This window comes from Sorangium sp. So ce131, assembly GCF_051519095.1.
GTDB lineage: Bacteria > Myxococcota_A > Polyangia > Polyangiales > Polyangiaceae > Sorangium.
Genome location: NZ_CP150455.1, coordinates 7903063 through 7926369 on the forward strand (window position 1 = coordinate 7903063; position 23307 = coordinate 7926369).

General features: G+C 69.6%; 15 protein-coding genes. 2 read left to right on the forward strand and 13 right to left on the reverse strand.

What is annotated here, in order from left to right:
• Position 1: 1 nt before the first annotated feature.
• From glf to WMF43_RS28860, 13 genes are all read right to left on the reverse strand, one after another.
• Positions 2 to 1126 carry a UDP-galactopyranose mutase gene (gene glf / locus WMF43_RS28800; RefSeq protein WP_437669416.1) on the reverse strand — a complete coding sequence of 375 codons (1125 nt, stop codon included), beginning with the start codon at positions 1124 to 1126 and terminating at the stop codon, positions 2 to 4.
• Positions 1111 to 2265 (reverse strand): glycosyltransferase family 1 protein, encoded by a 1155-nt coding sequence (locus tag WMF43_RS28805; protein WP_437669418.1) that lies wholly within the window; start codon positions 2263 to 2265, stop codon positions 1111 to 1113. Before WMF43_RS28805 ends, glf begins: the two co-directional genes overlap by 16 nt.
• Positions 2266 to 3226: 961 nt before the next feature.
• A complete protein-coding gene (locus WMF43_RS28810; protein ID WP_437669419.1) occupies positions 3227 to 3817 on the reverse strand; it encodes a TIGR00730 family Rossman fold protein in 591 nt (196 codons plus the stop codon).
• Between the two features lie 134 nt (positions 3818 to 3951).
• Positions 3952 to 5436, reverse strand: a complete 1485-nt coding sequence (gene tssC, locus WMF43_RS28815; RefSeq protein WP_437669421.1) for a type VI secretion system contractile sheath large subunit — start codon at positions 5434 to 5436, stop codon at positions 3952 to 3954.
• Between the two features lie 3 nt (positions 5437 to 5439).
• A complete protein-coding gene (gene tssB / locus WMF43_RS28820) occupies positions 5440 to 5931 on the reverse strand; it encodes a type VI secretion system contractile sheath small subunit (protein WP_437669423.1) in 492 nt (163 codons plus the stop codon).
• A 109-nt stretch (positions 5932 to 6040) separates the two neighbouring features.
• Entirely contained in the window at positions 6041 to 7723 is a 1683-nt protein-coding gene (gene tssA / locus WMF43_RS28825) for a type VI secretion system protein TssA (RefSeq protein WP_437669425.1), read from the reverse strand.
• Positions 7724 to 7889: 166 nt separating this feature from the next.
• Positions 7890 to 8885 carry a type VI secretion system-associated protein TagF gene (tagF, locus tag WMF43_RS28830; RefSeq protein WP_437669427.1) on the reverse strand — a complete coding sequence of 332 codons (996 nt, stop codon included), beginning with the start codon at positions 8883 to 8885 and terminating at the stop codon, positions 7890 to 7892.
• Positions 8886 to 9582: 697 nt separating this feature from the next.
• Positions 9583 to 13296: a type VI secretion system membrane subunit TssM gene (gene tssM / locus WMF43_RS28835; protein WP_437669429.1), complete on the reverse strand. Its 3714-nt coding sequence runs from the start codon at positions 13294 to 13296 to the stop codon at positions 9583 to 9585.
• Between the two features lie 43 nt (positions 13297 to 13339).
• Positions 13340 to 14017 carry a DotU family type IV/VI secretion system protein gene (locus tag WMF43_RS28840; protein WP_437669431.1) on the reverse strand — a complete coding sequence of 226 codons (678 nt, stop codon included), beginning with the start codon at positions 14015 to 14017 and terminating at the stop codon, positions 13340 to 13342.
• Positions 14018 to 14051: 34 nt separating this feature from the next.
• Positions 14052 to 15410 (reverse strand): type VI secretion system baseplate subunit TssK, encoded by a 1359-nt coding sequence (tssK, locus tag WMF43_RS28845; RefSeq protein WP_437669433.1) that lies wholly within the window; start codon positions 15408 to 15410, stop codon positions 14052 to 14054.
• Positions 15411 to 15561: 151 nt separating this feature from the next.
• A complete protein-coding gene (gene tssJ / locus WMF43_RS28850) occupies positions 15562 to 16335 on the reverse strand; it encodes a type VI secretion system lipoprotein TssJ (RefSeq protein WP_437669435.1) in 774 nt (257 codons plus the stop codon).
• Between the two features lie 64 nt (positions 16336 to 16399).
• On the reverse strand, positions 16400 to 19105 hold the full coding sequence (gene tssH / locus WMF43_RS28855) for a type VI secretion system ATPase TssH (RefSeq protein ID WP_437669437.1): 2706 nt from the start codon (positions 19103 to 19105) through the stop codon (positions 16400 to 16402).
• A gap of 25 nt (positions 19106 to 19130) precedes the next feature.
• Positions 19131 to 21014 (reverse strand): transglycosylase SLT domain-containing protein, encoded by a 1884-nt coding sequence (locus WMF43_RS28860; protein WP_437669439.1) that lies wholly within the window; start codon positions 21012 to 21014, stop codon positions 19131 to 19133.
• A gap of 169 nt (positions 21015 to 21183) precedes the next feature.
• Between WMF43_RS28860 and WMF43_RS28865 the strand changes: the two genes are divergently transcribed.
• Together WMF43_RS28865 and WMF43_RS28870 are read left to right on the forward strand one after the other, a co-directional pair.
• Entirely contained in the window at positions 21184 to 22473 is a 1290-nt protein-coding gene (locus tag WMF43_RS28865) for a type VI secretion system-associated FHA domain protein (RefSeq protein ID WP_437669440.1), read from the forward strand.
• A gap of 91 nt (positions 22474 to 22564) precedes the next feature.
• Entirely contained in the window at positions 22565 to 23260 is a 696-nt protein-coding gene (locus WMF43_RS28870) for a hypothetical protein (RefSeq protein ID WP_437669442.1), read from the forward strand.
• Positions 23261 to 23307: the final 47 nt, after the last annotated feature.

The following is a 23307-nucleotide window of genomic DNA, read 5'->3' on the forward strand; positions in this document are numbered from 1 at the left end:
ATCAGGCAGCGACGGTCACGGTGGTGGAGTCGAGCTGGGATTCGCGGATGTGGTCGAAGGTCGCGAGGGCCTGGCCCACGACCTGATCCATGTTGTAGTACCGGTACGTCGCCAGGCGCCCGACGAAATGCACGTTCGGCGTCGCGTCGGCAAGCGCTTTGTAGCGCCGGTAGAGCTCCGCGTTCTCGGGGCGCGGCACCGGGTAGTAGGGGTCGCCCTCGGCCTGCGGATACTCGTACACGACGCTCGTCTTCGGGTGCTGCTGCCCGGTCAGGTACTTGAACTCCGTGATCCGCGTGTACGCGTGCTCGTTCGGGTAGTTCACGACCGCGCCCGGCTGGAACACCTCCTTGTCGTGCGTCTCGAACTTGAACTCGAGCGAGCGGTAAGGGAGCTTCCCGTAGCGGTAGTCGAAGAACGCGTCGACGGGCCCGGTGTAGATCATCTCCTTGAAGCTCACCTCTCCCATGATGTCCCGGTAGTCGGTGTTCGTGAGGACCCGGATCTTCTTGTGATCCAGCATGTTCTCGAACATCCGGGTGTAGCCGTGGAGCGGCATCGCCTGGAACTCGTCCGTGAAGTAGCGCGCGTCGTAGTTCGTGCGCGCCGGCACGCGCGAGGCGACCGAGGCGTCGAGCTCCGACGGGTCGAGCCCCCACTGCTTGCGCGTGTAGTTGCGGAAGAACTTCTCGTAGAGCTCGCGCCCCACCTTGCTGACGACGGCGTCCTCGCTCGTCTTGCAGTGCTTGATCGGCTCGGCCACGCGCGCGAAGAACGCCTCGACCTCGGCGGGCGAGTAGCTCGTGCCGTAGAGCGCGTTCACCGTGTCGACGTTGATCGGGAACGGGACGAGCTTGTCGTCCACGGACGCGAGCACGCGGTGCTCGTACGGCCGCCACTGCGTGAACTGGGAGAGGTAACGGAAGATGCGCGGCGACGCCGTGTGGAAGATGTGAGGCCCGTACTTGTGGATGAGGATCCCCGCCTCATTGTAGTAGTCGTACGCGTTCCCTCCGATGTGGGGCCGCTTGTCGCACAGGAGAACGGACTTGTTCATCTGCGACGCGAGGCGCTCCGCGAGCACGCCGCCTGCAAACCCAGCTCCTACGATCAGATAGTCGAACACGGTACGTTCCCTTCCGTCCGGATGGCCGCCGAACGCTTCGTTTGGAGTGCATCGTTGATGAGCTTCGACATCGAGCGCCACGTCTTGTCCCAGGACGTCGCGCTCACCATCTCGTCGGCGATCGCGAGGCGCGCCGCCTTCGGCTCCGCCAGCGCCGCGTCGACGGCGGCCGCGAACGTGGTCGCGTCGGCGATGTGCACCGCCTTCCTCTCGCCGTAGGGCGTCACCACGTCGCGGATCGCGGTCGAGACGACCGGCTTGCCCGCCGCGAGGTACTCGAGCGTCTTCGTGGGGCTGATGAACCGCGTCGACTCGTTGAGCGCGAACGGCATGATCGCGACGTCCCAGCCCGCGAGGTAGGCCGGCAGGTCCTTGTAGGACTTCTGGCCGAGCCAGTGGATGTTCGGCCGCCGGGGCAGCGTGGCCGGGTCGATCTTCACGACCGGCCCGAGCATCACGATCTGGAAGTCGGGCCGCTCCTCGGCCAGGCGGGCGATCAGATCGAGGTCCATGCGCTCGTCGATCACGCCGAAGAACCCGAGGCGAGGCCGCGCGACGCCGCGCTGGTCCTCCGGGTCCTCGATCCCCTCGCGGGCCCGCCCGAAGTGCGCCGCGTCGACGCTGCTCGGGAACGCGTGCACGGACGGGTGCTGGGCGCGCTTCGCCTCGTAGAGGCTCTGGCCGCCGGTGAACACGAGGTCGGCGCGGGAGAAGAGCTCGCGCTCGCGCTCGCGGAGCGCCGGCGGCGCGCCGCGGAAGGCGGAGAGCTCATCCATGCAGTCGTACACGATGACCGAGGGCTCCACGTCCGCGGCGATCGGCAGCGACATCGGCGTGTAGAACCAGAGGATCGGCTGCCGGATGTCCTGCTCCCGCACGAGCGAGCCGATGAGCCGGCGCTGGTGCGCGAGCGACGCCTCCTGATCGGTGCCGGTGGTGAGGTGAGGGACCACGATGGTCAGGTTGGCCTCTATGTGCTTCGTCTCGAGCCTTGGGGGCGCATCGTCGAACACGGGCTCCTCGACGAAGTAGACCCGCTTCTCCCGCGCGAAGCGGCTCATCAGGTGGTTGGGCCGCTGGAAGACGAAGTTCCAGCGTAGGTGCGACAGACAGATGAGATCGGGCCCGGCCTGCTTCATCTTCACTCCAATGGGGGGATGCAAACCTGTTCGTGGCGTCTGTGGAGGCGGTCGAGCTCTTAGCAAGACGCGGGCCGACGCCGGGATGCAGCCATCGACGCGGGGCTCACGAGCGAGCGTGAACGCGGCCCACGAACCGCGCGGCAATCCGCTACACGCGTTCAACGAAGCGTGAAACAGCGGGAGGATCTGTGCTGAGCTCCGCACGGCGGCCGCCAACGGACGAACCTGCCACAGTGGGGCAAAATGCGCCGAAGCCAGGATTTTCCTGCTGTGTGCCAGTCGTTCGGCAACACGCTTCGGCGCAGCCCGACGAGGCTCTCGCGGTGCGATCACGTCGCCCTCGCCGCCCGTGGAAGCGCTCATCCGGACGGTGATCGCCGCGCGATCTCCATGTGTTTAAGGGCGCAGCCTCAAGCGCGGCAGCGCGATGGATGAGCTGCTGTGTGGCAGGTGCGCGCGTGCGTCCGGCGAGGGAAACAGGCCGCCTCGGCGACATGGATCTACAGAGCTCCCCGAGTCAAAACTAGGACATTCCTTAAGGAAACCACCGCAGAGAGGCGCGATTTTTGGCTGCTTCGCGCGAGGCGCTTGACGGTGGACCGCGCGCCATGGTCAAAGTCGGGTGGAGAGCGAGTAATAGCTGACGAGCGTTTGGGGCTCGCTTCGCGGCGGGCGAGCGCCAAAGCTGCACATGCAGGTCATGCCCTGTACAAAGCTGCGTGTGCTCACCCGCCGCGAACCCAGGATTCGGGCAAGGGTGCTCTTGCATCACCCGTCGAGCAAGGGTGCTCTTGTATCGCCCATGCATCGGAAGGCGTGGGCCGACATCCCTGTTGAGGAGCCCTGAAAAGCGCCCTGAAGCTGGACAGCGGCTCTCCGAGGCAGCGCCGGCGAGCCCGGACGGCGCCGTGTCAGCCGACGGCCGCCGCCGCGGCGCCCTCGCGCCGCGCCCGGGCGCTCAGGTCTCGCCGGGCGTCATCCACTTGGCCTCGACCACGGGGCGCCACGCGGCGAGCCGGTCCACGAGCGTCGCCGCGTCGTCGGAGACCTGGAGCATGGCGCGGTGGCCGGGCCGCAGGAACTGCTCGGCCACGATGTGATCGAGGAAGGCGATCAGCGGTCGGTAGAACCCTTGCACGTCGAGCAGCCCGACCGGCTTCTCCTGCGACCCGAGCTGCGTCCACGTCCAGACCTCGAACATCTCTTCGAGCGTGCCGATCCCGCCCGGCATCGCGATGAACGCGTCGGAGAGCGCCGCCATCCTCGCCTTGCGCTCGTGCATCGTGTCGACGAGCACGAGCTCCGTCAGGCCGTGGTGATCGAGCTCCCGCTGCTTGAGGAAGTGCGGGATCACGCCGATCACCTCGCCGCCGCGCGCGCGCGCCGCGTCCGCGACCGCGCCCATGAGGCCCACCCGGCCCCCGCCGTAGACGAGCCCGATGCCGCGCTCGGCGAGCAGCTCCCCGAGCCGCACGGCCGCCTCGCGGTACGCCGGCGACGCGCCCGCGCTCGACCCGCAGTACACGCAAATCCTGGAGAGATTCCTCATGCCCCGAGGCTACGCCGGCGGGCGAGCCCGTTCCAGCGGGCGAGCGGAGGCGGCGGCGGGGCCCTGCCCGGCGCTCGCGTCCGGGCGCGCGGCGCTGCGCGTGCCGCGCGCCGCGCAGCGCCCGGCGCGGGCCGCTACTCCTTGTCGAGCTTGCCGACGAGGCTCAGCGTGAAGAAGGCGCCCATGTACTTGAAGTGCGGGCGCACCTGCATGTCGACCTTGTACCAGCCGGCGTTGCCCGGCACCTCGGTCACGATGATCTGCGCCTTGCGGAGCGGCCTGCGCCCGCGGGTCGCCGCGGAGACGACGTCCTGATCGGCGACGTACTGGCCGATCCAGTCGTTCAGCTCCTTCTCGAGGTCGGCGCGCTCCTTCCACGTCCCGATCTGCTCGCGCTGCAGCACCTTCAGGTAGTGCGCGATGCGGCACATGATGAACATGTACGGCAGCTGCGTCCCGAGCCGGTAGTTCATCTCGGCCGCCCTGCCCTCCTCGCTCTGCCCGTAGTACTTGGGCTTCTGCGCGGAGTTCGCCGAGAAGAAGCAGGCGTTGTCCGAGTCCTTGCGGAACGTGAGGCCGATGAAGCCCTCCTCGGAGAGCTCGAACTCGCGCCGCTCCGTGAGCATGATCTCGGTCGGGATCTTCGTCTGGATCTCGCCCATCGCCTCGTACTGGTGGAGCGGCAGGTTCTCCACCGAGCCGCCCGCCTGCGGGCCGATGATGTTCGGACACCAGCGGTACTTGGCGAAGCTGTCGGCGAGCCGGGTGGCGAAGGCGTACGTCGCGTTGCCCCAGCAGTACCCGTCGTGTTTGCCGACCACGTCCTCTTCGTAGTTGAACGCCTTCACCGGGACGGTGTTGGCGCCGAAGGGCAGCCGGAGCAGGAAGCGCGGCATCACGAGCCCGACGTAGCGCGAGTCCTCGGTCTCGCGGAACGCGTTCCACTTCGTGTACTGCGGCCCCTCGAAGAGCGCCTTCAGGTCCTTCAGGTTGGGCAGCCCCATGAAGTCCTTGAGGCCGAAGAACTGCGGGCCGGCCGCCGCGATGAACGGCGCGTGCGACATCGCCGCGACGGCGGCGCACTTCTGGAGCAGCGCGATGTCCTGGGGGCCGGGGCCGAAGTCGTAGTTCGCGATGATCGCGCCGACCGGCTTGCCGCCGAACTGGCCGAACTCCGCCGAGTAGACGAGCTTGTACAGGCCGCTCTTCGGCACCTCGGGGGCGTCCTCGAAATCGGCGAGGAGGTCCTCCTTGGAGCAGTTGAGCATCTCGACCTTGACGTTCTCGCGGAAGTCGCAGCGGTCGATCAGGAACTTCAGGCCGCGCCAGGCGGACTCGAGCTTCTGGAATGTCGGGTGGTGGAGGATCTCGTCGATCTGTCGCGAGAGCTTGATGTCGATCTCCGCGATCAGCGCGTCGACGAAGGCCTTGTCGACCTTCTCGCCCTCGCGCCGCGGGGCGACGAGCTCCGAGATGAAGGCCTGCACGCCCCGCTTCGCGATCTCATACCCCTCGTCGCCGGGCGTCATCTTCGTCTCGGCGAGGATCTCGTCGAGCAGGGACCCTCCCTCGAGCGTCTGGACGCCTGCGCTCCCGGCGGCCCGTGTCTCTGTCGCCATCGCTCACTCCCCTTCCTTGTCGAGCCCGAGCTCGCGCACGATCTTGTTGCGCTGGGCCGGGTCGCTCAGGATCTGCTGAATCTTGCTGCGGAACGCCTTCTCGTTCCCGAGCGGCCCCTTGAGGGCCGTCAGCGCGGCGCGCAGGTCGAGCAGCTTCTTGAGCTCCGGCACCTGGTTCGCGATCGCCTCGGGCTCCATGTCGCTCAGCCGGCGGAACTTGAGGTTGACCGTGAGCTCGCTGTTCTCCTGCTCGGAGAGGACGTCCTTGACGTTGAAGGTGAGCGCGAGCTTCTGCTCGCTCATGACCTTCTGGAAGTTGTCCTTGTCCACGTTGATGGGCTTGCGGTCCTCGAGGGGCCGCGGATCCGGCCGCTGCGTGTAGTCGCCGAGCATCAGGAGCTTCAGCGGCAGCTCGACGTCCTCCTTCGCGTTCCCCGTGGCCGGCTTGTACGTGATGTTCACGCGCTCCTTCGGCGCGACCGATCCCTCTTTCATCGCAGGCTCCTTTCCCCGTCGGCAGCGGGCGGAGCGCCCGCAGGCCGCACGAGCATAGACCAAAACGCCCGCCTACCGGGCAACCTTCTCGGAGCGACGCGCATCCGCCTCAGACCCCCAGCGAAAGCTTCAAGGCGAGCGCGGCGTCCAGCTGGCAGACGCGCTCGAAGCAGAGCGCCTCCTTGGCCCTGGCCTCGGGGGTGGCCTCGAAGCTCTGGTGAAGCACACGGTAGCATGTGTGGAGCGCGGCGTAGACCTCCGCGCAGAGATCCGGCTGCCACGTGGTGAGTCGGTGGTGGTCGATGATCTGCTCCAGCGCCTCGAGCTGCGCGCGCGCCGAGACGAACTGGGACAGCTCCATGTTGATCTTGGCCATGGCGAGCCTCACGCGGAAGCGGTCCAGCGCCGACGGAGCTGCGGCCGCGGCCTTGTCGAGGAGCGTCATCGCCTGGATGGGCTGCTGGTTCACGAGGAGCCCGCGGGCCTCGGAGAGGGGCTTGTCGAGGTAGCTCGCCGGCTGCGCCGCGGCGCCGGCGCCGTTTCCCCCGGCGCCGCCGAGGGCGGGCTTCACCTCGCTCGAGATCCAGGCCTGCGTCGCGTCGTCCGCGAGCGGCGTGCCGTCGTTGAACTTGAGGCCCGGCAGCAGCGGCGCGCGCAGCAGCAGGACGCTCAGCTCGAGGAGCACCGCCTGCCGGGCCTCGGCGTAGTCCTCGCCGAGCTGCGCGAGCGCGTTCGCCACGTGCCGGTGTGGATCGAGCCAGAGGGGGTAGCTCTGCGCGTACTCGTCGGCGATCGGCAGCAGATCGGCGAACGCCCCCTGGCGCGTGAGCGCCGGCAGCGCCCGCAGCGCGTGTTCGGGCGGCGGCGCGATGACGGTCACGCCGCCCTGGGCCCAGGCGCCCGGATCGCTGAGGATCTGGACCCAGAGCCCGACCCGGAGGATGCGGTACGCGGCCGCGCGCTTCGGATCCGCCGCCCGGAGCACGCTGCCCGCGCGCGCGATCAGCGGCGCACAGTCGCCGAGGGCGGTGATCGCGGCGTTCTCGTCGACGATCGCCTCGAAGCTGGGCGCCGGGTTCGCCGTGACGACGACCGGCGGCGGGGCGGGCGCCGGCGTGACGATGACCGCCGTGGCCGCCGGCGCCTGCACCAGCGCCGTCTCGACCTTCGGCGGGTCCGCCTTGGGCGGGGGAGGAGGTGGCGGCGGTGGCGGCGGCGGCGCCTCTGCGGGCAGGCTTGCGACGAGGCTGCGGATCGCGCCTCGTAGCTGGCCGAACCCGGCGTAGGCGTCGCCGAGCTTGCCGCTGAGGTCGGCGTCCACGGCGCGGCACAGCTGGTCGATGGCGTTCACCACGTCGCGGTCCGCGGCGGTGGGCGTGAGGCCGCTGAGCGCCCCTGCCGCGATGTCTCCGAACCAGGCGCACAGGTTGCCGCGCGCCTTGGGCCGCTTGAGCGCGGGGTACATCGTGTCCCAGAACGCGTTGTTCAGCTCCTGCACGACCACGAGCCCGTCGAGCAGGCCGGGCAGCTTGTCGAGCTGCGCCTTCGACGCCGCGTAGTAGAGCGCGACGCGGAAGTCCTTCGACTTCTCGCTCAGGAGCTCTTCGGCGCCGCTCGCGACGCGCGCCCAGTCGACCTTGCCGCCCGAGAGCGACTGCAGCTTGTCGGTTTCGTTCTTGAGGGCATCGAACGCCTCGTCGTAGGTGACGTCGACGCCGACGCCGCCGTTGATCGGCGCGAACAGCGCCTCGACCCGCGCTTTGGATTGCTGGATGGCGTCTTCAGCGGCCATGGGGCGCGAAGAATATCAAGACGTCTCGGGCGTGGACGGCGAATCGGACGGCAAATCGCACGGCAAATCGGACGGCAAATCGCACGGCGAATCGGACGGCGACGACGCGGCGAGCCGGGGCGACGGCGCATGCGGCGGGTGGGGGATCGTGTGCTCGGGCACGGGCTCAGCCGAGGGCTTCCAGGAAGCTGTCGAGCGACAGGTCGGTCCGGGCGACGAGGGCATCGAGCTCCGGCCCGAGCGCGTGTCGGGAAACGTGCTCTTCGACCGGCGGGGGTCCGCAGAGGTCGGCGATGTGCTCGGCCTGGGTGGTGGGGGCGATCATTTCGCGGAACGAGCCCACGTGGGGGGGTCCGAGGTGGAGGAGCAGGGTGCGCTGGGGCGTCCAGAACGCATTCATCAGCGTGCGTCCCCATTTGGACAGGCGGAGGGTCATGTCCATCCACACGGCGGCGGCGTAGGCGTCGCCGGCGCCGAGCGGCAGTCGGAGCGCGAGCCCGGTTTTCGGGAGCTCGTGGCCGCGGAACGGCATGACCGAGTCGAGGATGTTCTGGACGACCCAGAAGCGGCTTGCGTCGGTGCCGAATCCGGCGTCCCAGAGCGCCTTCATGGGCTGGGTCTTGAGCCATGCGCGGTAGCCGGCGGTGGACGCCTCGGGGTCGTCGAGCGACGGCGGCGAGATCTGCGCGACGCGCTGCAGGAAGGCGTCGACGGGCATGGTGCGGCCGTTCGCGGCGAGGTCGTGGGCGGCGGCGAGGAGCGGGAAGAGGGCGATGGGGAGCGCGGGCCCGGCGGAGACGAGCTGGTCGTAGTCGTAGGAGCCGAACACGATGATCGGGTAGAGCCGGCCGGCGTTGTCGCCGCTTGCGGCCCATGCGCCCACGAGCCCGCGCGCGGGCGGCTCGTCGCCTTTGGCTTCGCCGTGGAAGACGAAGAGGCCGAGCGCCGTCTGGTAGTAGGCGTCGAAGTGGGGTCCCATGGCGCGCCGGGCGAAGTCGATGGACGCGCCGAGCCATCGGTCGAAGGCGGCGAGCTCGTCTCCACCTGCGTTCAGCCGGATGAAATCGCCCGTTGCGGGCAGCTTGCCGAAACAGCCGATCTGCGGCGGAGCGGCAGGGCCCTTCTTGCGGCGCCAGAACATGACCGGCAGCAAGTGAACCACGAACCGCGGACCGAGCGCTACCACCTTGCCGGCGGCGGCGCGGGGGCCTTGCCGGTCGCGGGGGGCGCCGGCGGGGAGGGGGTGCCCTGCGCGCGGGGGCGGCGGGGGCCCCTCCCGCGAACTCGCGCCTTGTGGTGGCTATGGCATCGGGAACGGATGCGCCGAGATCATGAGCGACCCGCTTCGCTGCGGGCCGGCGCTCGGGTTCGCGGGGCCCTACCCCGCCGCCCCCGCGCGCAGGGCACCCCCTCCCCGCCGGCGCCGTTCCAGATCAGCGGGACCGAGAGGGGCGCTCTTCAGGACGACGGCTCTTGAGGAGAGCCCTTCCAGGGGCAGGCGGCGCGTCGAAAGGAAGGAGCCCTTCCGAAGGAGGACGGCTCTTCGGAGGGCGGGAGCCCTTCCAAGGGCGGACGACGTTTCGGTGCGGCCTTTAGGCTTGGCGTCCGCCGTCGTGTAGACCGTCCTTCTTTCCGCCCGCATTCACAAAGAGGCGGCGGGGGAGGGGGTGTCGTGCGGGGGGCCGGCGGGGTAGGGCCCCGCGAACCCGAGCGCCGGCCCGCAGCGAAGTGTGGCCGTCTAGCCTAGGCCCCTCCGTCCCCGACGCCATAGCCACCACAAGGCGCGAGTTCGCGGGAGGGGGCCCCCGCCGGCCCCCCGCACGACACCCCCTCCCCCGCCGCCTCCGTTGCTGATTTGCTCACCCCTTACCGAAGCGATCCCCGATGCTGGGAGGGCAGTTCATCGCCCGGAAGAAGCTCGTCGGAAACGGATGGTTCCCGCGCGTCGGCCGCACCTCCATGGTGACCGTCACCGGCGGCGCGGTCATCTGCCATGTCACGGTGAACATCTCGTCGTTGTCCTTCTGGGCGGTCGTCGTCCCGGCCTCGAACAGCCGGAAGATCCCCCACGGCCCTTCGCGCACGAGCTCCTCGTCGAGCCCCCCCGCCCCGCGCACCTGGATCCTGGCCCCCTTCGCCCCTTCTCCCGGCCAGTTGAAGGTGTGCCAGAACTCCTTCTCGTTGCGATAGAGCCTCTTCTGCCCGTCGACCTCGAAGGTCACCTCGCTCACGATCGGGCTGACCGTCTTCATGTTGATGTGGAAGACGACCTTGGGCTCCGCGCCCCCGCCGAAGAGCGCGTCCGTGATCTCGTCCGCGCGCCGCAGGCAGTTGTAGAGGTTCGGGTTGAACGGCGTGAACGGCTTCGCCGCCTGCGGCTGCCCCGCGAGGTGCGCCTTCGGGTAGTACTCGTGCCCGACCTGGTAGTGGAAGCCCTTGAGGTACGACTCGTAGAAGCCCCAGAGCACCCCTTCCTTCGGCTTGAAGAAGGCCATCGCGTCCTCGATCGAGGCGTCGCGCGACGAGGCGAGGTTGAACGGATACCGGTCCTTGATCTTGTCGCGGTAGTGCGGCCAGACCTCGACCTCCCAGATCCCGCTCGCCGCGCCGCCCGCGCGCCGCACGACCGCCTTGTACGCCTGCCGGAGCGGGTTCATGAGCAGCGGGGTCATCAGCCGCTGTCCGGTCTCGTCCATCGAGAGCAGGAGCCCCTCGGCCTCCTTCACGGCGTTCTGGAACGCCTCGGTCGCCTTCGACGTGTCCGTGTCCGGCGGCCCGTCCTCGACCACGCCCATCTCCCCGGCGAGCCCCTCGAGCAGCCCGACGTACCGGTTCAGCGGGGGCGCCGCCGGCGGCGGCTGCCCCTCCGCCGCCGGCGCCGGCACCCCGAAGTTGACCATCGACTCGAACTTCTTGGGCACCGGATCGTAGTGCTCCGGCCGCTTGCCGGCGACGAGCTTGTCGAGCTGCGTGCCCGTCTTTTGCTCGGCCTTCCGCTGGAGCATGCTCTTCGCCTGGTCGATCAGGCCGCCGTCCGCGGTCAGCACGCTCGGCTTCTCGTCCCGCGCGAACTGCGTCTCGTCCGAGAGCCGCTGGAGCAGCCGCCGGTACGGCCAGTCGGGCGTCGAGAGGATCCTGAACTCCTGGATCGCCTGCCGGTTCGTCGCCGGCACGTCGACCTGCACGTCGCGGAAGAACGCCTCCCAGTGCGCGATGTACGCGTTGTCGTAGTCCTGCCGGACGCGGTCGAGCTCCTTCTGGATCCGGTCGCCCTGCCGCTTCTCCTCCTCGGACAGCGGGAGCACCCAGAGCTCGCGCTCGAGCGTCTTCCTCCCCTCCTTGAGCGACTCGAGCACCTGCGCGTGCCCCTTCGCCGTGTAGGGCCCCGGCACCTCGAACCACGTCCCGGTCCGGTTCTTCTGCGCGCTGTGCACGACCGTCAGCACGTCGGGCCGGTCGGCGAACATCTCGTTGAGGTTCACCGGCGGGTACTTCAGGTTCTCGCGCGTGTTCGGCCCCGCCTCGTCGTACTTCTCGTCGACGAGGCTCGTCACGAACCGATCGTAGTAGCGCTTCGTCGGATCGACCCGCCGGAGGTCGTCGCGCGCCTTCTGGATCAGCGGATCGTTCAGGGTCTCGCCCTTGAGCACGCCGCGCCGCACGAGGTCGACGTAGTAGGCGACGTGCGGCGTGAGCCGCGCCTTGAGCTCGCTCTCCGGCAGATCGGTCGACGGCTTCAGGATGTCGGCCCAGACCTGGGTCAGCCGCCCGACCTGCCACTTCGCCTCCTCGTCGAGGTGCACCCGGTGCTCGATGCGCTCGTCGAGCAAGAGGTAGCTGCGCAGGGCGTTGTAGCCGTCCAGGTACTCCGCCTCGCGGACCCGGTCGAGCTTCCGCTCGAGCTCCCGCTTCGCCGGCGCGACGAACCCCTCCTGCAGGCTCTTGATGTACTGCTCCAGCGTCGGAGGGAACAGCTTGTCCCCCTGGAACATGAACCAGCCGTACCCGACGGGCGTGTCGTCGACGTAGCGATCGAGCAGCTCCACCTGGTCCTTCAGCCGGTCGAGCTTCTCGACGTTCGCGGCCACGTTCGGCGGCGCGTTGCCCTCGCGCGAGGCCCACCGCACGAGCGCCACCTCGTTCGAGATGCGCCCCGTCTCGGCGACGAGCGCCCTGTTGTTGGAGTACGAGAGCACCGCCGGCACGATGAACAGGAGCGCGAGCAGCGCCGCCGCTGCCGCCGCGGCGATCCGCTGGAGGCGCCGCCGCCGCAGCTCCGCCTCGGTGCGCGCCGCGAGATCCTGATCGGGGAAGGCGACCTTCGTGAAGACGTCGTGGAGGAAGAAGCTCTTCGACTCCTTCGGGAGCGCCGCGTCCTCCTCGCCCTCGCCGAGCGCCGCGCGCAGCCCGAACGCCCGCCCCATCGCGCCGACGACGCGGTCGAGCGGCCGCCCCTCCTGCACGCCGCTCGTGAAATAGAACCCGCGCAGGATCGGCGCGGGCATCGCGCCGGCCGCGGGCGAGAACGCCGACGCGACGAAGTCGGACAGGTTCCGCTTCACGGCCGCGAACTCGAGCGGGAACTGGTAGATCCGCTCCTTCGCCTCCCGGTTGCGCTCGCCGATGAGCCGCTTCGTCAGGCGCGTGTGCAGCCGCTCGACGAGCACGTCGAACTCGCGATCGAAGATCTTGCCGGGCTCGTCCTTCCGCTCGTCGAGGCGGATCGTCGCGCCCCAGGGCTGCGCGCGCTCGCTCTTCTTCAGATCGCCGAAGTACTCGCTGAAGCCCGCGACGAGGTCGCTCTTCGTGAAGAGCACGTAGACCGGCAGCACCATGTGCAGCGTCTGCTGCATCTCGTCGATGCGCGCGCGGATCTTCTTGCCCGTCTGGTCGATCTGATCGTCGCTCGCGTCGAGCAGCTCGCTCAGGCTCACCGCGACGATGATGCCGTTCAGCGGCTTGTGCTCGCGGTACTGGAGCAGGAGCTCGAGGAACGCCATCCACTCGTCGTGGTCGTCGCTCTCGGTCGTGTACCGGCCGGCGGTGTCGAGGAGGATCGCCTCGTTCGTGAACCACCACTCGCAGTTCCTCGTGCCGCCGACGCCGCGCACGCCGGTGCGCTCGGGATCGATGTACGGGAACACGAGCCCCGAGTGCCGGAGCGCGGTCGTCTTGCCGGCGCCGGGCGGGCCGACCATCACGTACCAGGGCAGGACGTAGAGCGCGTCCGCGCCCCGCTTGCCGCCGCCGAGCTTCGAGGCCTTGAGCGCGGCGATGCCCTCCTGCATCTGCCGGTGGAGCTCCTGGATCTCCGCGCGCCGCTCAGGCTTCGCGTTGACCACCTGCTCCTGGGCCTGCTGCGCGATCGCCTTCTCGAGCGCCCGCGCCGCGCGCGCCGCCCGGATGCGCCGGTACACCGCGAGCCCGGCGAGCAGCAGCACGACCGCCCCCGTCGCCACGAGCGGGATTGCGGTCGGGAACGCCTCGGTCCCGTCCCCTCCCGCGGGACGCAGCACAAACCACACTCCCCACACGACGGCGAGGAACAGGGCGCTCAGGATCCACAGCCACATCGGAAGTCTCCCTCTGGAACAGCAGAGGACGGGCGCAGTCCGCCTAGGTTCCTGTGCTGATCAGCTTCTTGATCGAGTCGGCCACGTCCTCCGCGTCCGAGGCGACGACGAGCCGGAGCACGATGACCACGAGGACGGCCAGCACGAGCAGCCCGAGCGCGATGGCGAGGTAGGGCAGCTCGCGGCGCACCGCGCCGGCGCCGCCGTCCTTGCGCTCGGCGTTCGGCGCGAGGGCGTCGCCGCCGCCCTCGGCGACCGCCACGTGGTTGCCCACGCCCTCGATGACCGCGCCGAGGCCCTCCTGGTGGCGCAGACGATATTTCCCCTGGAAGCCGAGGGCCAAGCAGAGGAAGTAAATTTGCGCGACGTGGTTGCGCCCCCGCTGCCCGTAGAGGTTGTCGAGGTTCGTGAAGAACCCGTCGCCGGCGGTGTTCAGCTGGAAGAACTGGAACTGGAGCGGGTTCTGGAGCCACTGCGTCCTGCCCGGCCAGCTCGAGTTGAAGATCACCTCGTCCGCGAAGGCGGCGAGCGCGAACTTCGCGTCGATCATGTCCTGCTCCGGGATCCGCGCCTCCCGGCCGTTCTGCATCATCGTGTCGAACAGCCCGAGGACGCGCCGCTGGAGGATGTCCGGCGCCGGCAGATCGCGGGAGTTCCTGAGCTGCAGGATCAGCGACAGCACGTCGGAGCAAACAAAGTACATCGTCTGCGAGAGGCTCATGGGCTCCTCACCTGGAAGGGACGGCCCGGCACGGTCACTTCCCTGCCGGGACCGCGATCAGCCGGAGGTCGACCTTCTGCGGCTCGATCGGCTGGTAGATGGCGATCGTGCCAGAGCCGAGGATGTCGTTCCAGTAATCGCCGGACTGGTTGACGCGGAGGTAGACGAGCCCCGGCTTGACCGGGATCGCGCCCGGCGGCCGGTACTCGATGGCGACGTTCACGCCGGGCGTCGCCGAGTGCAGGATGTGCCCGATCTGCGTCCACGACCCGATCTTGAGCAGGCGCGGGAGCCGCTCGCGCAGCGTGCCCTCGTCCGTGCCCTTCGCCTCGAGGAACATCTCGTGGCTGCGCGGCAGCTTCGGGTCCTCGAACCGGCCGAGGTACATCCCGTCCTCGCGCTTCTCCAGGGGCACGATGACGTACTGCTCCGCGACGAGCCCGCTGATGAGCGCGATCGCCCGCTCGAACATCGGGTCGAAGACGTCGGTGAGCTCGAGGTAGTTGAACCTGGGGATCGTCGTCGGATCGCTGTCCGCCGAGAAGGTGCAGAGCTCGCCGATGAGCGAGCCGAGGACGATGAAGCACTGCTCCGGGTGCGCGCGGCCGTGGTCGACGAGGTGCGACACGACCGGGATGTACGAGTTCACGGTGTGGAGCAGCCAGAACTTGGTCGCGTCGGACGCCTGGAAGTCGACCGACGCCGCGGTGCGCATGCGCCGCCCCTCGACGAGCGACTTCTGCTTGCCCACGAGCGCCGAGAGCACCCGCCGGAGCCCGGCCATGATGTGGTCGGACGCGTTGATGCGGAGGACCGACGGGATGAAGCTCTTGCGGAGGACGATCGCGCCGGCGCGGTCGCGGACGAGCTGCGCGATCCGCACGGTCTGGTACGCGTCGCGCGGCTCGGTGCCGAAGACGAGGCGCAGGTTGCCGCGGGCCCAGGTGATCGAGGTGTCGTTGCGCCCCGTGTTGACGTCCGGGGTCGTCGCCTGCGACGCCACGAACCGCTGGGCCGGCCCCACCTTGCTCGGATCGAGGCTGATGTTCGCGGCCGTCTCGCGCAGGTTCGGGATGCCGAGGAAGACGTCGAGCGCCTCCATGGCGGCCGGGAACGCGCCCTCGATCGGCCGCGCCTCGACCTGGTCCTCGCCGCGGTCGCCGATGAAGAACGGCGTCCCGTCGGGGAAGACCCCGTGGCACTTGACGATCTTGACCTGCCCGGCGGAGAGCGCGCGCTCGTCGAACTGCGCGGCGGTGATGCCCCAGTCGTAGCCCACGACCGCGTTGATGCGCGCGTGGACCAGCGTCTCGTGGTAGAGGTCCGACTGCTGCAGATGCTGAGGGGTCATGAAGAGCCCCTCGGTCCAGACAGGCTTGCGCGGGTGAATCATGTCGCCCGTCCAGTCTTACCAGATGTGCCGCGCGCCGCGGCGCGAAAGCTGGGCGCGCGCTGGGCGCCGCGCGCGCGCCCGGCTCCCGCGCGCGCGCGCCCGGCTCCCACGCGCGCGTCGCTTCCAGGACGGCCGGATCGCCCCATCGCCGTTACTTCCTGGCGGCGGGCGCCTCGGGCGCGGCCGCCTTCTTCGGCAGGCTCACCCGGCGCACGGAGCTCGAGTTGGGGAACATCGACTCGTCGAACTCGACGCCGTTATCGATCTTGGTCGAGTCGATGAAGAACGCGACCCTCGGGTCGGCCACGGGCGGCCCCGCGTCGGCCTCGCGGCCGCCGCACTGCGCCTCCCCGGGCGGGAGCGGGAACTCGTAGAACGTCTTCCAGCTGCTCCCCTTCGGTCCATGGAACAGCGCGACGCCGGCGAGGTGGCTCGCGTCCTTCAGGCGCTCGAACTTCACCTCGACGAGGTCGCTCGGGAAGACCTCGACCTCGTCGACCTTGGCGAGGTCGTCCCCGAGCGTCTCCTTGTCCCGGAGGAGGATCTGGTCGTACGTCGCGTTCTCCATCGTCCCGCTGCTCTTCAGCTGGTAGAGCCGCACGACGACGGGCCGCGGGTTGCCGTTCTCGTTGGGGTTGATGTTGTCGGCGGCGTAGATCGAGAGCGTCACGATCTGCACGTCGCAGGGCTCGGGGGCGGCCGCCGGAGGCGGCGCGCTGGACGTGCAGGCCACGATCGCGGCCGGCAGGGCGGCGCCGAGGCCGACGGCGAAGAGCCCCGCGGCGAGGCTCCCGGCGATCTTCGCCGCGCTCACGCCGGGGAGGAGCTGCGCCGGCCGCGGGCGGGGCCCCGGGCCCTCCCCTTCCGGCGAGCGCGGCTCCCCGATCCACATCCAAAGCTGTCGGAGCTGGGCGAACGCGACCATGCTCCAGCTTTTTAAGCGGAACCTCGCGTCCCGTACAACTTTCGGTGCGCGAGCCACGGCCGGCTCAGTCCGAGAACGCGATCGTGAAGTTCTTCTCCGCGTCGACCCCGATCTGGAGCCGCTTCGGGAGCGGCCCCTCCGCCATCTTCTCGAGGACGGCGACCGAGAGCTGCGGCAGGAGCGACGCCCGGAGGATGTGATCGATGTTGCGCGCCCCGGTGTCGACCTCGGTGCAGCGCGCCGCGATCGTGTCCACGAGCGCGTCCGAGTACGACGCCTCGATCCGCTGGCTCTTGCGCAGGCGGTCGACGAGCCCGTCGAGCTTGAGCCGCGTGATCTCCCCGAGCGCGTCCGGCGAGATCGGCAGGTACGGCACGGTCGTCATGCGGGCGAGCAGCGCCGGCTTGAAGTGCGCGGACAGCGTCGGCTTGATCGCCTCGACGATCTCCTTGATGAACTCGCCGTCCTCGTCGAGCCGCCGCTTCGGGTCCTCCTCGCGCGCCGCGATCGTCATGTTGGTGATCTTGTCGGTCGCGAGGTTGCTCGTCAGGATGATGACGGTGTTCTTGAAGTCGACGAGCCGCCCCTCGCCGTCGCTCAGCATGCCCTTGTCGAACACCTGGTAGAACAGGTTCATCACGTCGGGATCGGCCTTCTCGACCTCGTCGAGGAGCACGACCGTGTAGGGCCGCTGGCGCACGGCCTCGGTGAGCATGCCGCCCTCGCCGTAGCCGACGTAGCCCGGGGGCGAGCCGATGAGCCGGGAGACGGTGTGTTTCTCCTGGAACTCGGACATGTTGATGACGGTCATCATCCGCTCGCCGCCGAACATCAGATCGGCGATCCCGAGCGCGGTCTCCGTCTTGCCGACGCCGCTCGGCCCGACCAGCAGGAACACGCCCTGCGGCGTGCTCAGCGGCTTCAGCCCCGCGCGCGCGCTGCGGAGCTCCTTGGCGATGGTCACGATGCCGTGGGACTGCCCCTTGATCCGCCGGGTCAGCCGCCCCTCCATCTCGAGGAGCGCCTTCACGTCGTCCTGGACCATCTTGCCGACGGGGATGCCCGTCCAGGCCGCGACGACGCTCGCGACCATCGCCTCGTCGACGTCCGGCCGGATCAGCGGCACCTCGCCCTGGCTCTGCTTGAGCTCGTCGAGGGCCTTGACCACCTCGCGGCGGGCGGCGTCCCGCTCCTCGGTCGTCTTGGCCTCGTCCATCTTCTTGCGGGCGTCGATGACCCGCTGCGTGCCCGCCGTCTCCTTCGCGTAGTCGGCGCGCACCGCCTCGAGCTCGGCCTTCGCCTTGGCGAGCTTGTCCTTGAGCTCGGCGACCCGCTCCTTGTCGATGTGCACGCCCTTGTCCTGATCCCGCTCGAGCGCCTTGAGCTCGGTCTCGGTGTTCACGATGAGGATCTCGGCGTCCTCGACCGCGGCGGGCCGCTGCTGGAGCGCGACCTTCACGCGGGCCGCGCAGGTGTCGAGCAGGTCGACGGCCTTGTCCGGCAGCTGCCGGCCGGTGATGTAGCGCGCCGACAGCCGCACGGCCGCGGTCACCGCCTCGTCCTGGATGATGACGTTGTGGGCCTGCTCGAACTTCGGCCGGAGCCCGCGGAGCATGACCACGGCCGCCGGCTCGCTCGGCTCGTCCACCTTGACCGGCTGGAAGCGCCGCTCCAGCGCCGCGTCCTTCTCGAAGTACTTCTTGTACTCGCTCCACGTCGTGGCCGCGATCGTGCGGAGCTCGCCGCGGGCGAGCGCCGGCTTGAGCAGGTTGGCCGCGTCGCCGCCGCCCTGCTGCCCGCCCGCGCCGATCAGCGTGTGCGCCTCGTCGATGAAGAGGATGATCGGCTTCGGCGACCCCTTCACCTCGGAGATCACGCCCTTCAGGCGGTTCTCGAACTCGCCCTTCACGCCCGCGCCCGCCTGGAGCAGCCCCATGTCGAGCCCGAGGATGTCGACGCCCTGCAGGAGCGGCGGCACCTTCGGGTTCTCCGGCGTGCTCTCGACGATGAGCAGCGCGAGCCCCTCGACGAGCGCCGTCTTCCCGACGCCCGCGTCGCCGACGATGATCGGGTTGTTCTTGCGCCGCCGGGCCAGGATATCGATGACCTGCCGGATCTCGCGCTCGCGCCCGAAGATCGGATCGATCTGCCCCGCGCGCGCCTTGCCCGTGTAGTCGACGCAGAACTTCGCGAGCGCCGAGTCGGGCCCGGCGCTCGCCATCCCGGTCGGGAGCTTCCCTGCCCCGGGCGCGCCCGCGCCGGCCGACGCGGCGACGGCCTCGGCTTCCTCCTTCGATCCGGAGACGATCTTGGGGAGGTTGGTCTTGATGTCGTCCTTCGAGATGCCCTCGAGGTACGCGCCGATGCCGCTCACCGAGTAGCGGGTCGGCTGCTGCACGAGGCGCTGGAAGAGCACGCCGCTCCGGACGCGCTGGTAGCCGTACTCCATGGATCCGACGAGATAGGCGTCCTGCATCCACTCGAGCATGGTCGGCGAGAGCACCGGCCTGCCGGCGTTGCCCTTCCTGAGCTCTTCCAGGCTGCGCTGGAGCGCGGCGCGCAGGTGGGACGCGTCGAGATCGTAATGGGAGACGAGGAATGCGATGTCGGAGTTCGCGTCGTCGAGCAGCGCGAGGAGCAGGTGCTCGAGCGTCACCTCGTAGTGGCGCGCGTTGACACACTGGCCAATCGCCGCCTCGAGGGCAGAGGTGCAGTTCTTGGTGAGTCGCTTGACGATGGCCTTGGTATCGACGAGCTGCATGCGCGGCATGCTAGCCGAGTCGCGCCCCCCGCCGTCAACCGCGGGCTTTGCGCTTCTTCTCGTCGCCCTCTCGCGCGCTGCTCCCGGCCTCGCCGCGCCCCTTCGCCTGCGGCTTCGTCGCGCCGCCGGCCGCCTCGGTCCGCTGCGCCGCGCCGCGCGACGCCGGTGTGGCGGCATCTGCGGCCTTGTCGTCCTTCCCCGGCGCGGCGGGGCTTCGGGCCTTGTCGTCCTTTTCTGGCGCGGGCGGCGGCTCGGCCAGGGCGACGCGGCTCACCATGTCGGGCCGGACCCGGAGCTTGAGGAGGGCGCCGGCGCGGAGCTTCTGATCGGGCTCCAACCCGTTATCGCGCGCGACATCCTCGATGTCTATTGCGAACTGCCGCGCCACGCCGATCAGCGTATCGCCTGGCCCGACGCGATAGAGCATCACCTCGCGCGCGGCCCGTCCGGCCCGTCCTTGCCCTCGCGGCGGGCGCGGCGCGTCGATTTCGTCGTCGACGGGCGCCTCCTCGCCGTCGTCCGGCGCGGACAGGGCCACTGGATCGCGCATCGCGCGTCGCTTCTTTGCTGGTTTCGGCAGGAGGGAGAGCAGGCTCTCGTCCTCGCCGTTCACCGTCCGCGTCCGCCCGGTGAACTCGCGTCCGCCGAGCAGGTCGACCGGGTCGAGGATGGACGCGTCGTCCGTGGCGAGCGGCTCCGTGCTGAGCAGCGACGGCAGCGCCGCCTGCGCCCGCGCCAGCGTGTCCGGCGGGACCATCACGAGGAAGTCTCCCCGGCCCGGCGGCACCCGGTCCCCGAGGATGTCGGGGTTCAGCTTCCGCAGCGTCGAGGTCGCGACGCCGGCCGCCTTCGCGAGCGTCTTGAGCGGCGTGCCCGGCGGCGCCGCGATCTCGGCGGCGTCGATCGGCCGGCTCACCTCGACCTGGTCGAACCCGAACCGCTCCAGGTTGTTCGCGACGATGGCCGCCGCGCCGATCTTCGGCACGTAGGCGGCCGTCTCGGAGGGGATCGCCTCCTGGCGGGCCAGCTCGTTGAAGTCCGACGTCCCGTACCGATCGATGCGATCGAGCAGCTGCTCGTAGCCCATGTTGTAGGCCGCGAGCGCGAGGTCCCAGCTGTTGAAGCGCAGGTAGAGATCGCGCAGGTGGTGGGCCGCCGCCTGGGTGGCGAGGCGCGGGTTCTTCCGCTGATCCAGGTGGCGCGACTGCTGGAGCCCGTAGACCGCCCCGGTGGCCGGCATGAACTGCCAGAGCCCCACGGCGCCGACCGGCGACCTCGCCCTCGGGTCGAAGCCGCTCTCGATCATGGCCACCCAGATGAGATCCTCCGGCAGCCGGCGTTCCCTGAGCTCGGCCTGGATCATCTCCTGGTATCGCCCGCTCCGCTTCAGCCAGGTCTCGAACATCTGCCGCCCGCGGTCGGTGCGCGTGAAGAAGCGGACGTACTTGAGCGTCCGGCGCGACACGGAGAGCCGGAGGTCCGGCAGCTGCAGCTTCGAGAGCGCCTCGGCGCCGGCCGTGTCGAGGTCGTCGACGTCGTCGGCGTAGCTGCCCTCCGCGGAGAACGCGCGCGGGGGCCGCGAGTAACTCGGCCGATCCAGCTCGCAGGCGGCCCCCTCCCCGCCGTGCGCCGCGACGTCGCGCAGCCGCGACAGCTCCCTCGACTCGCTCCCCGGCGTCGCCACGAACCCGCGCGCCGGCGGCGCGTAGGACGCCGGCGGCGCGTACGCCGTCGGTGCGGCCACGAGCGCCGCCAGGGTGGCCGGCGCCCCGGGCGCCCCGGCCCGCGCTCCGCCCAGCTGGTAGGTCGCGACCGCCGACTGCACCGACGTGATCGCCGACTGGGGCGCCGCCATCCCAACCCCGTAGCCAAACGCCAGGGCCGAGACCATGGGAGGGATCTTGTGGACGAGGCTCATGTGTGCTCCAAGGTCGCACCATGTAGGCAAGTGGGTCAACAAACCGGGTGCGGCGGGGAGCCCTCGGCGCTGCGGGGTTGTGATCGGGCCCTCGGAACGTGGGGTCGCGCGGTGCGGGTGGGCGTCAGGCCCTCCCGTGCGGCGAAGAGGGTCTGCTAGTCTGCACGGCATGCCGGCGGCGCTCTCGGCCCGCGTGTCCGACACCCAGGCCAACCAAAGCTTCGAAGCTTCGTTCGAGCGCTTCCCTGTCCGGATCGGCAGGAACCAGCTGAACGATCTCCACATCGACCGGCCGTACATCTCCCAGTTCCACGCGGCGGTGGACATCCGCGATCGTCGGATCCTCGTCCGCGACCTCGGCTCCACGAACGGGACGATGTTCGCCGGGCACCGGCTGGCGCGCGACACGTCGGTCGACGTGAGCGGCCAGCCGGAGATCACGATCGGCCCGATCCAGATACGGCTCGCGATCATCGAGGCGCCGCTGAAGTCGGAGCCCCCGAACGACGGCACGCTGCTCGGCACGGGCGGGGAGAACCTCTCCGCGATGCTGCAGCCGCAGAAGCGCGCCGCGCCTGCCGGCGAGGACCCGTACCTGCGGCAGGTGGTCCCGTACCTGGAGGCGTACCGGACCGCCTGGGCCGCGGTCTACCGGATGATCTGGGATCACCTCGCGCGCCTCCCGCCCGACGCGCGCCAGAGCTACCTGCGCCGGCTGGGCGAGGAGCACCCCGCGGTGCTCGTCGAGAAGGACTTCCAGAAGATCGCGCAGTACTACGGCGTCGACTACCGCACGCTCGGCGAGCTGGCGCCGTCGAACGCCGCGTTCGCGGCGCTCTCCGAGCTGGCGGGCGCCCTCTCGCCCGGGACGAAGCCCCCGGACGACGTGGCCGGCATCGTCAACTTCGCGCGGCGGCTCCGCGACACGATGGAGGTCTTCCTGAAGTGCTTCGTGAGCCTGCGCGACGGCTACCAGGAGTTCGAGGCCGAGGTGCTGGCGCGCGATCGTTCCGCGGAGACCGACAAGGTCGCGACCGCGAAGGACGCGAAGGAGCTCGGCACGGTCCTGCTGACGCCGGTCGGGGGTCCGGACGCCGCGCGCCAGCTCCACGAGATCTTCGTCGACGTGATGAGCCACCAGATCGCGCTCCTGAACGGCGTGATGGGGGGCGTGAGGTCGCTCCTGGTGAAGCTCGCGCCGAAGACGCTCGAGGAGAAGCTGGAGCGCGAGGGCAAGCGGGGCGGCCTGTTTTCCAGCAAGTACGAGGAGCTGTGGAGGCTCTACGAGCGCCGCCACGGCGACTACTCGGGCGAGGACAAGGAGACGTTTCGGGAAATATTTGGCGAGCAGTTCTCCCGGGCGTACGCTGCGAGCGCCGCGGAGGACTACGGGTCGTCCGGCGAGCCGGGAAACCGGAACATCCGCTTCCCCGTCTCTGGCAATCCGATCAAACGGTAGCGCCCCTCGACGGCGGGGCCTCTGCGCGGCGAGCCGCGCCTTGGGCACGCCGGTCTTCGCTGGAGGCGCAGCCAAACGCGAGGCGCCGTTCATGCGAATCAGGGAGAAAGTCGTAGCAGCAGGTTGTCTGGCCGTCGCCGCGTGCCTCCTCGCCCCGCGCGAGGCGGCCGCGCAGGTGACGAAGGTCGAGCGCGATGAGAACTGGGCCACGGTCTCGGACGTGAGCCTCGTGCTGGGAACCTCGGTCGTCTTCCTGATGCCGCGCGTCTATTACAGCGATCCGGAGTCCACGGTCGGCTGGAAGGGCCGCTGGCATTTCTCGGTCCTGGCGCCCGCCATGACGATGACGGCGCTGACGCTGCTCGTGGACCTTCCGATCAAGAGCGCGATCGAGTCGACCCGCCCTGGTTGCAGCGTCGAGGAGACGAAGACGGCCCTGGCGGACTCGGGCTGCGAGTCCTTCGGCGGCCCGTCGACGCACGCCTTCGCGTCGTGGGGCGCGACGGGCGCCGGCACGGGCATCTTCCTCGTGGACACGTTCCGTTACTCCGATGGCCGCTTCAATGCCGGCGGTTTCATCGGCAATGTGGCCCTCCCCCTCACCGCGTCGGTCGTCACCTCGATCGCCCGCGGCGTCGCCCCCAGCGGCAAGAAAGAGCACGAGACCGCGGGCCAGATCGCGATCGGCGGAGCCACCGGCTTCCTGAGCGGCCTCGCCATCGGCACCGCCTACGCGTTCCTGCAGCGCCCCAACTGCGGTTACGGCAACGCGCTCTTCTGCTGGTAGCCGCCGCCCTTCGGGCGGGTGTTCCTCCCTTGCCGGCGAGCGTCTTC

What these genes read in the sequence shown, in the direction of transcription:
- WMF43_RS28805 (WP_437669418.1), bottom strand. Translation starts at nt 2,265, where the DNA reads ATGAAGCAGGCCGGGCCCGATCTCATCTGTCTGTCGCACCTACGCTGG.
- WMF43_RS28810 (WP_437669419.1), bottom strand. Translation starts at nt 3,817, where the DNA reads ATGAGGAATCTCTCCAGGATTTGCGTGTACTGCGGGTCGAGCGCGGGC.
- tssC (WP_437669421.1), bottom strand. Translation starts at nt 5,436, where the DNA reads ATGGCGACAGAGACACGGGCCGCCGGGAGCGCAGGCGTCCAGACGCTC.
- tssB (WP_437669423.1), bottom strand. Translation starts at nt 5,931, where the DNA reads ATGAAAGAGGGATCGGTCGCGCCGAAGGAGCGCGTGAACATCACGTAC.
- tssA (WP_437669425.1), bottom strand. Translation starts at nt 7,723, where the DNA reads ATGGCCGCTGAAGACGCCATCCAGCAATCCAAAGCGCGGGTCGAGGCG.
- tssM (WP_437669429.1), bottom strand. Translation starts at nt 13,296, where the DNA reads ATGTGGCTGTGGATCCTGAGCGCCCTGTTCCTCGCCGTCGTGTGGGGA.
- WMF43_RS28840 (WP_437669431.1), bottom strand. Translation starts at nt 14,017, where the DNA reads ATGAGCCTCTCGCAGACGATGTACTTTGTTTGCTCCGACGTGCTGTCG.
- tssK (WP_437669433.1), bottom strand. Translation starts at nt 15,410, where the DNA reads ATGATTCACCCGCGCAAGCCTGTCTGGACCGAGGGGCTCTTCATGACC.
- tssJ (WP_437669435.1), bottom strand. Translation starts at nt 16,335, where the DNA reads ATGGTCGCGTTCGCCCAGCTCCGACAGCTTTGGATGTGGATCGGGGAG.
- tssH (WP_437669437.1), bottom strand. Translation starts at nt 19,105, where the DNA reads ATGCCGCGCATGCAGCTCGTCGATACCAAGGCCATCGTCAAGCGACTC.
- WMF43_RS28860 (WP_437669439.1), bottom strand. Translation starts at nt 21,014, where the DNA reads ATGAGCCTCGTCCACAAGATCCCTCCCATGGTCTCGGCCCTGGCGTTT.
- WMF43_RS28865 (WP_437669440.1), top strand. Translation starts at nt 21,184, where the DNA reads ATGCCGGCGGCGCTCTCGGCCCGCGTGTCCGACACCCAGGCCAACCAA.
- WMF43_RS28870 (WP_437669442.1), top strand. Translation starts at nt 22,565, where the DNA reads ATGCGAATCAGGGAGAAAGTCGTAGCAGCAGGTTGTCTGGCCGTCGCC.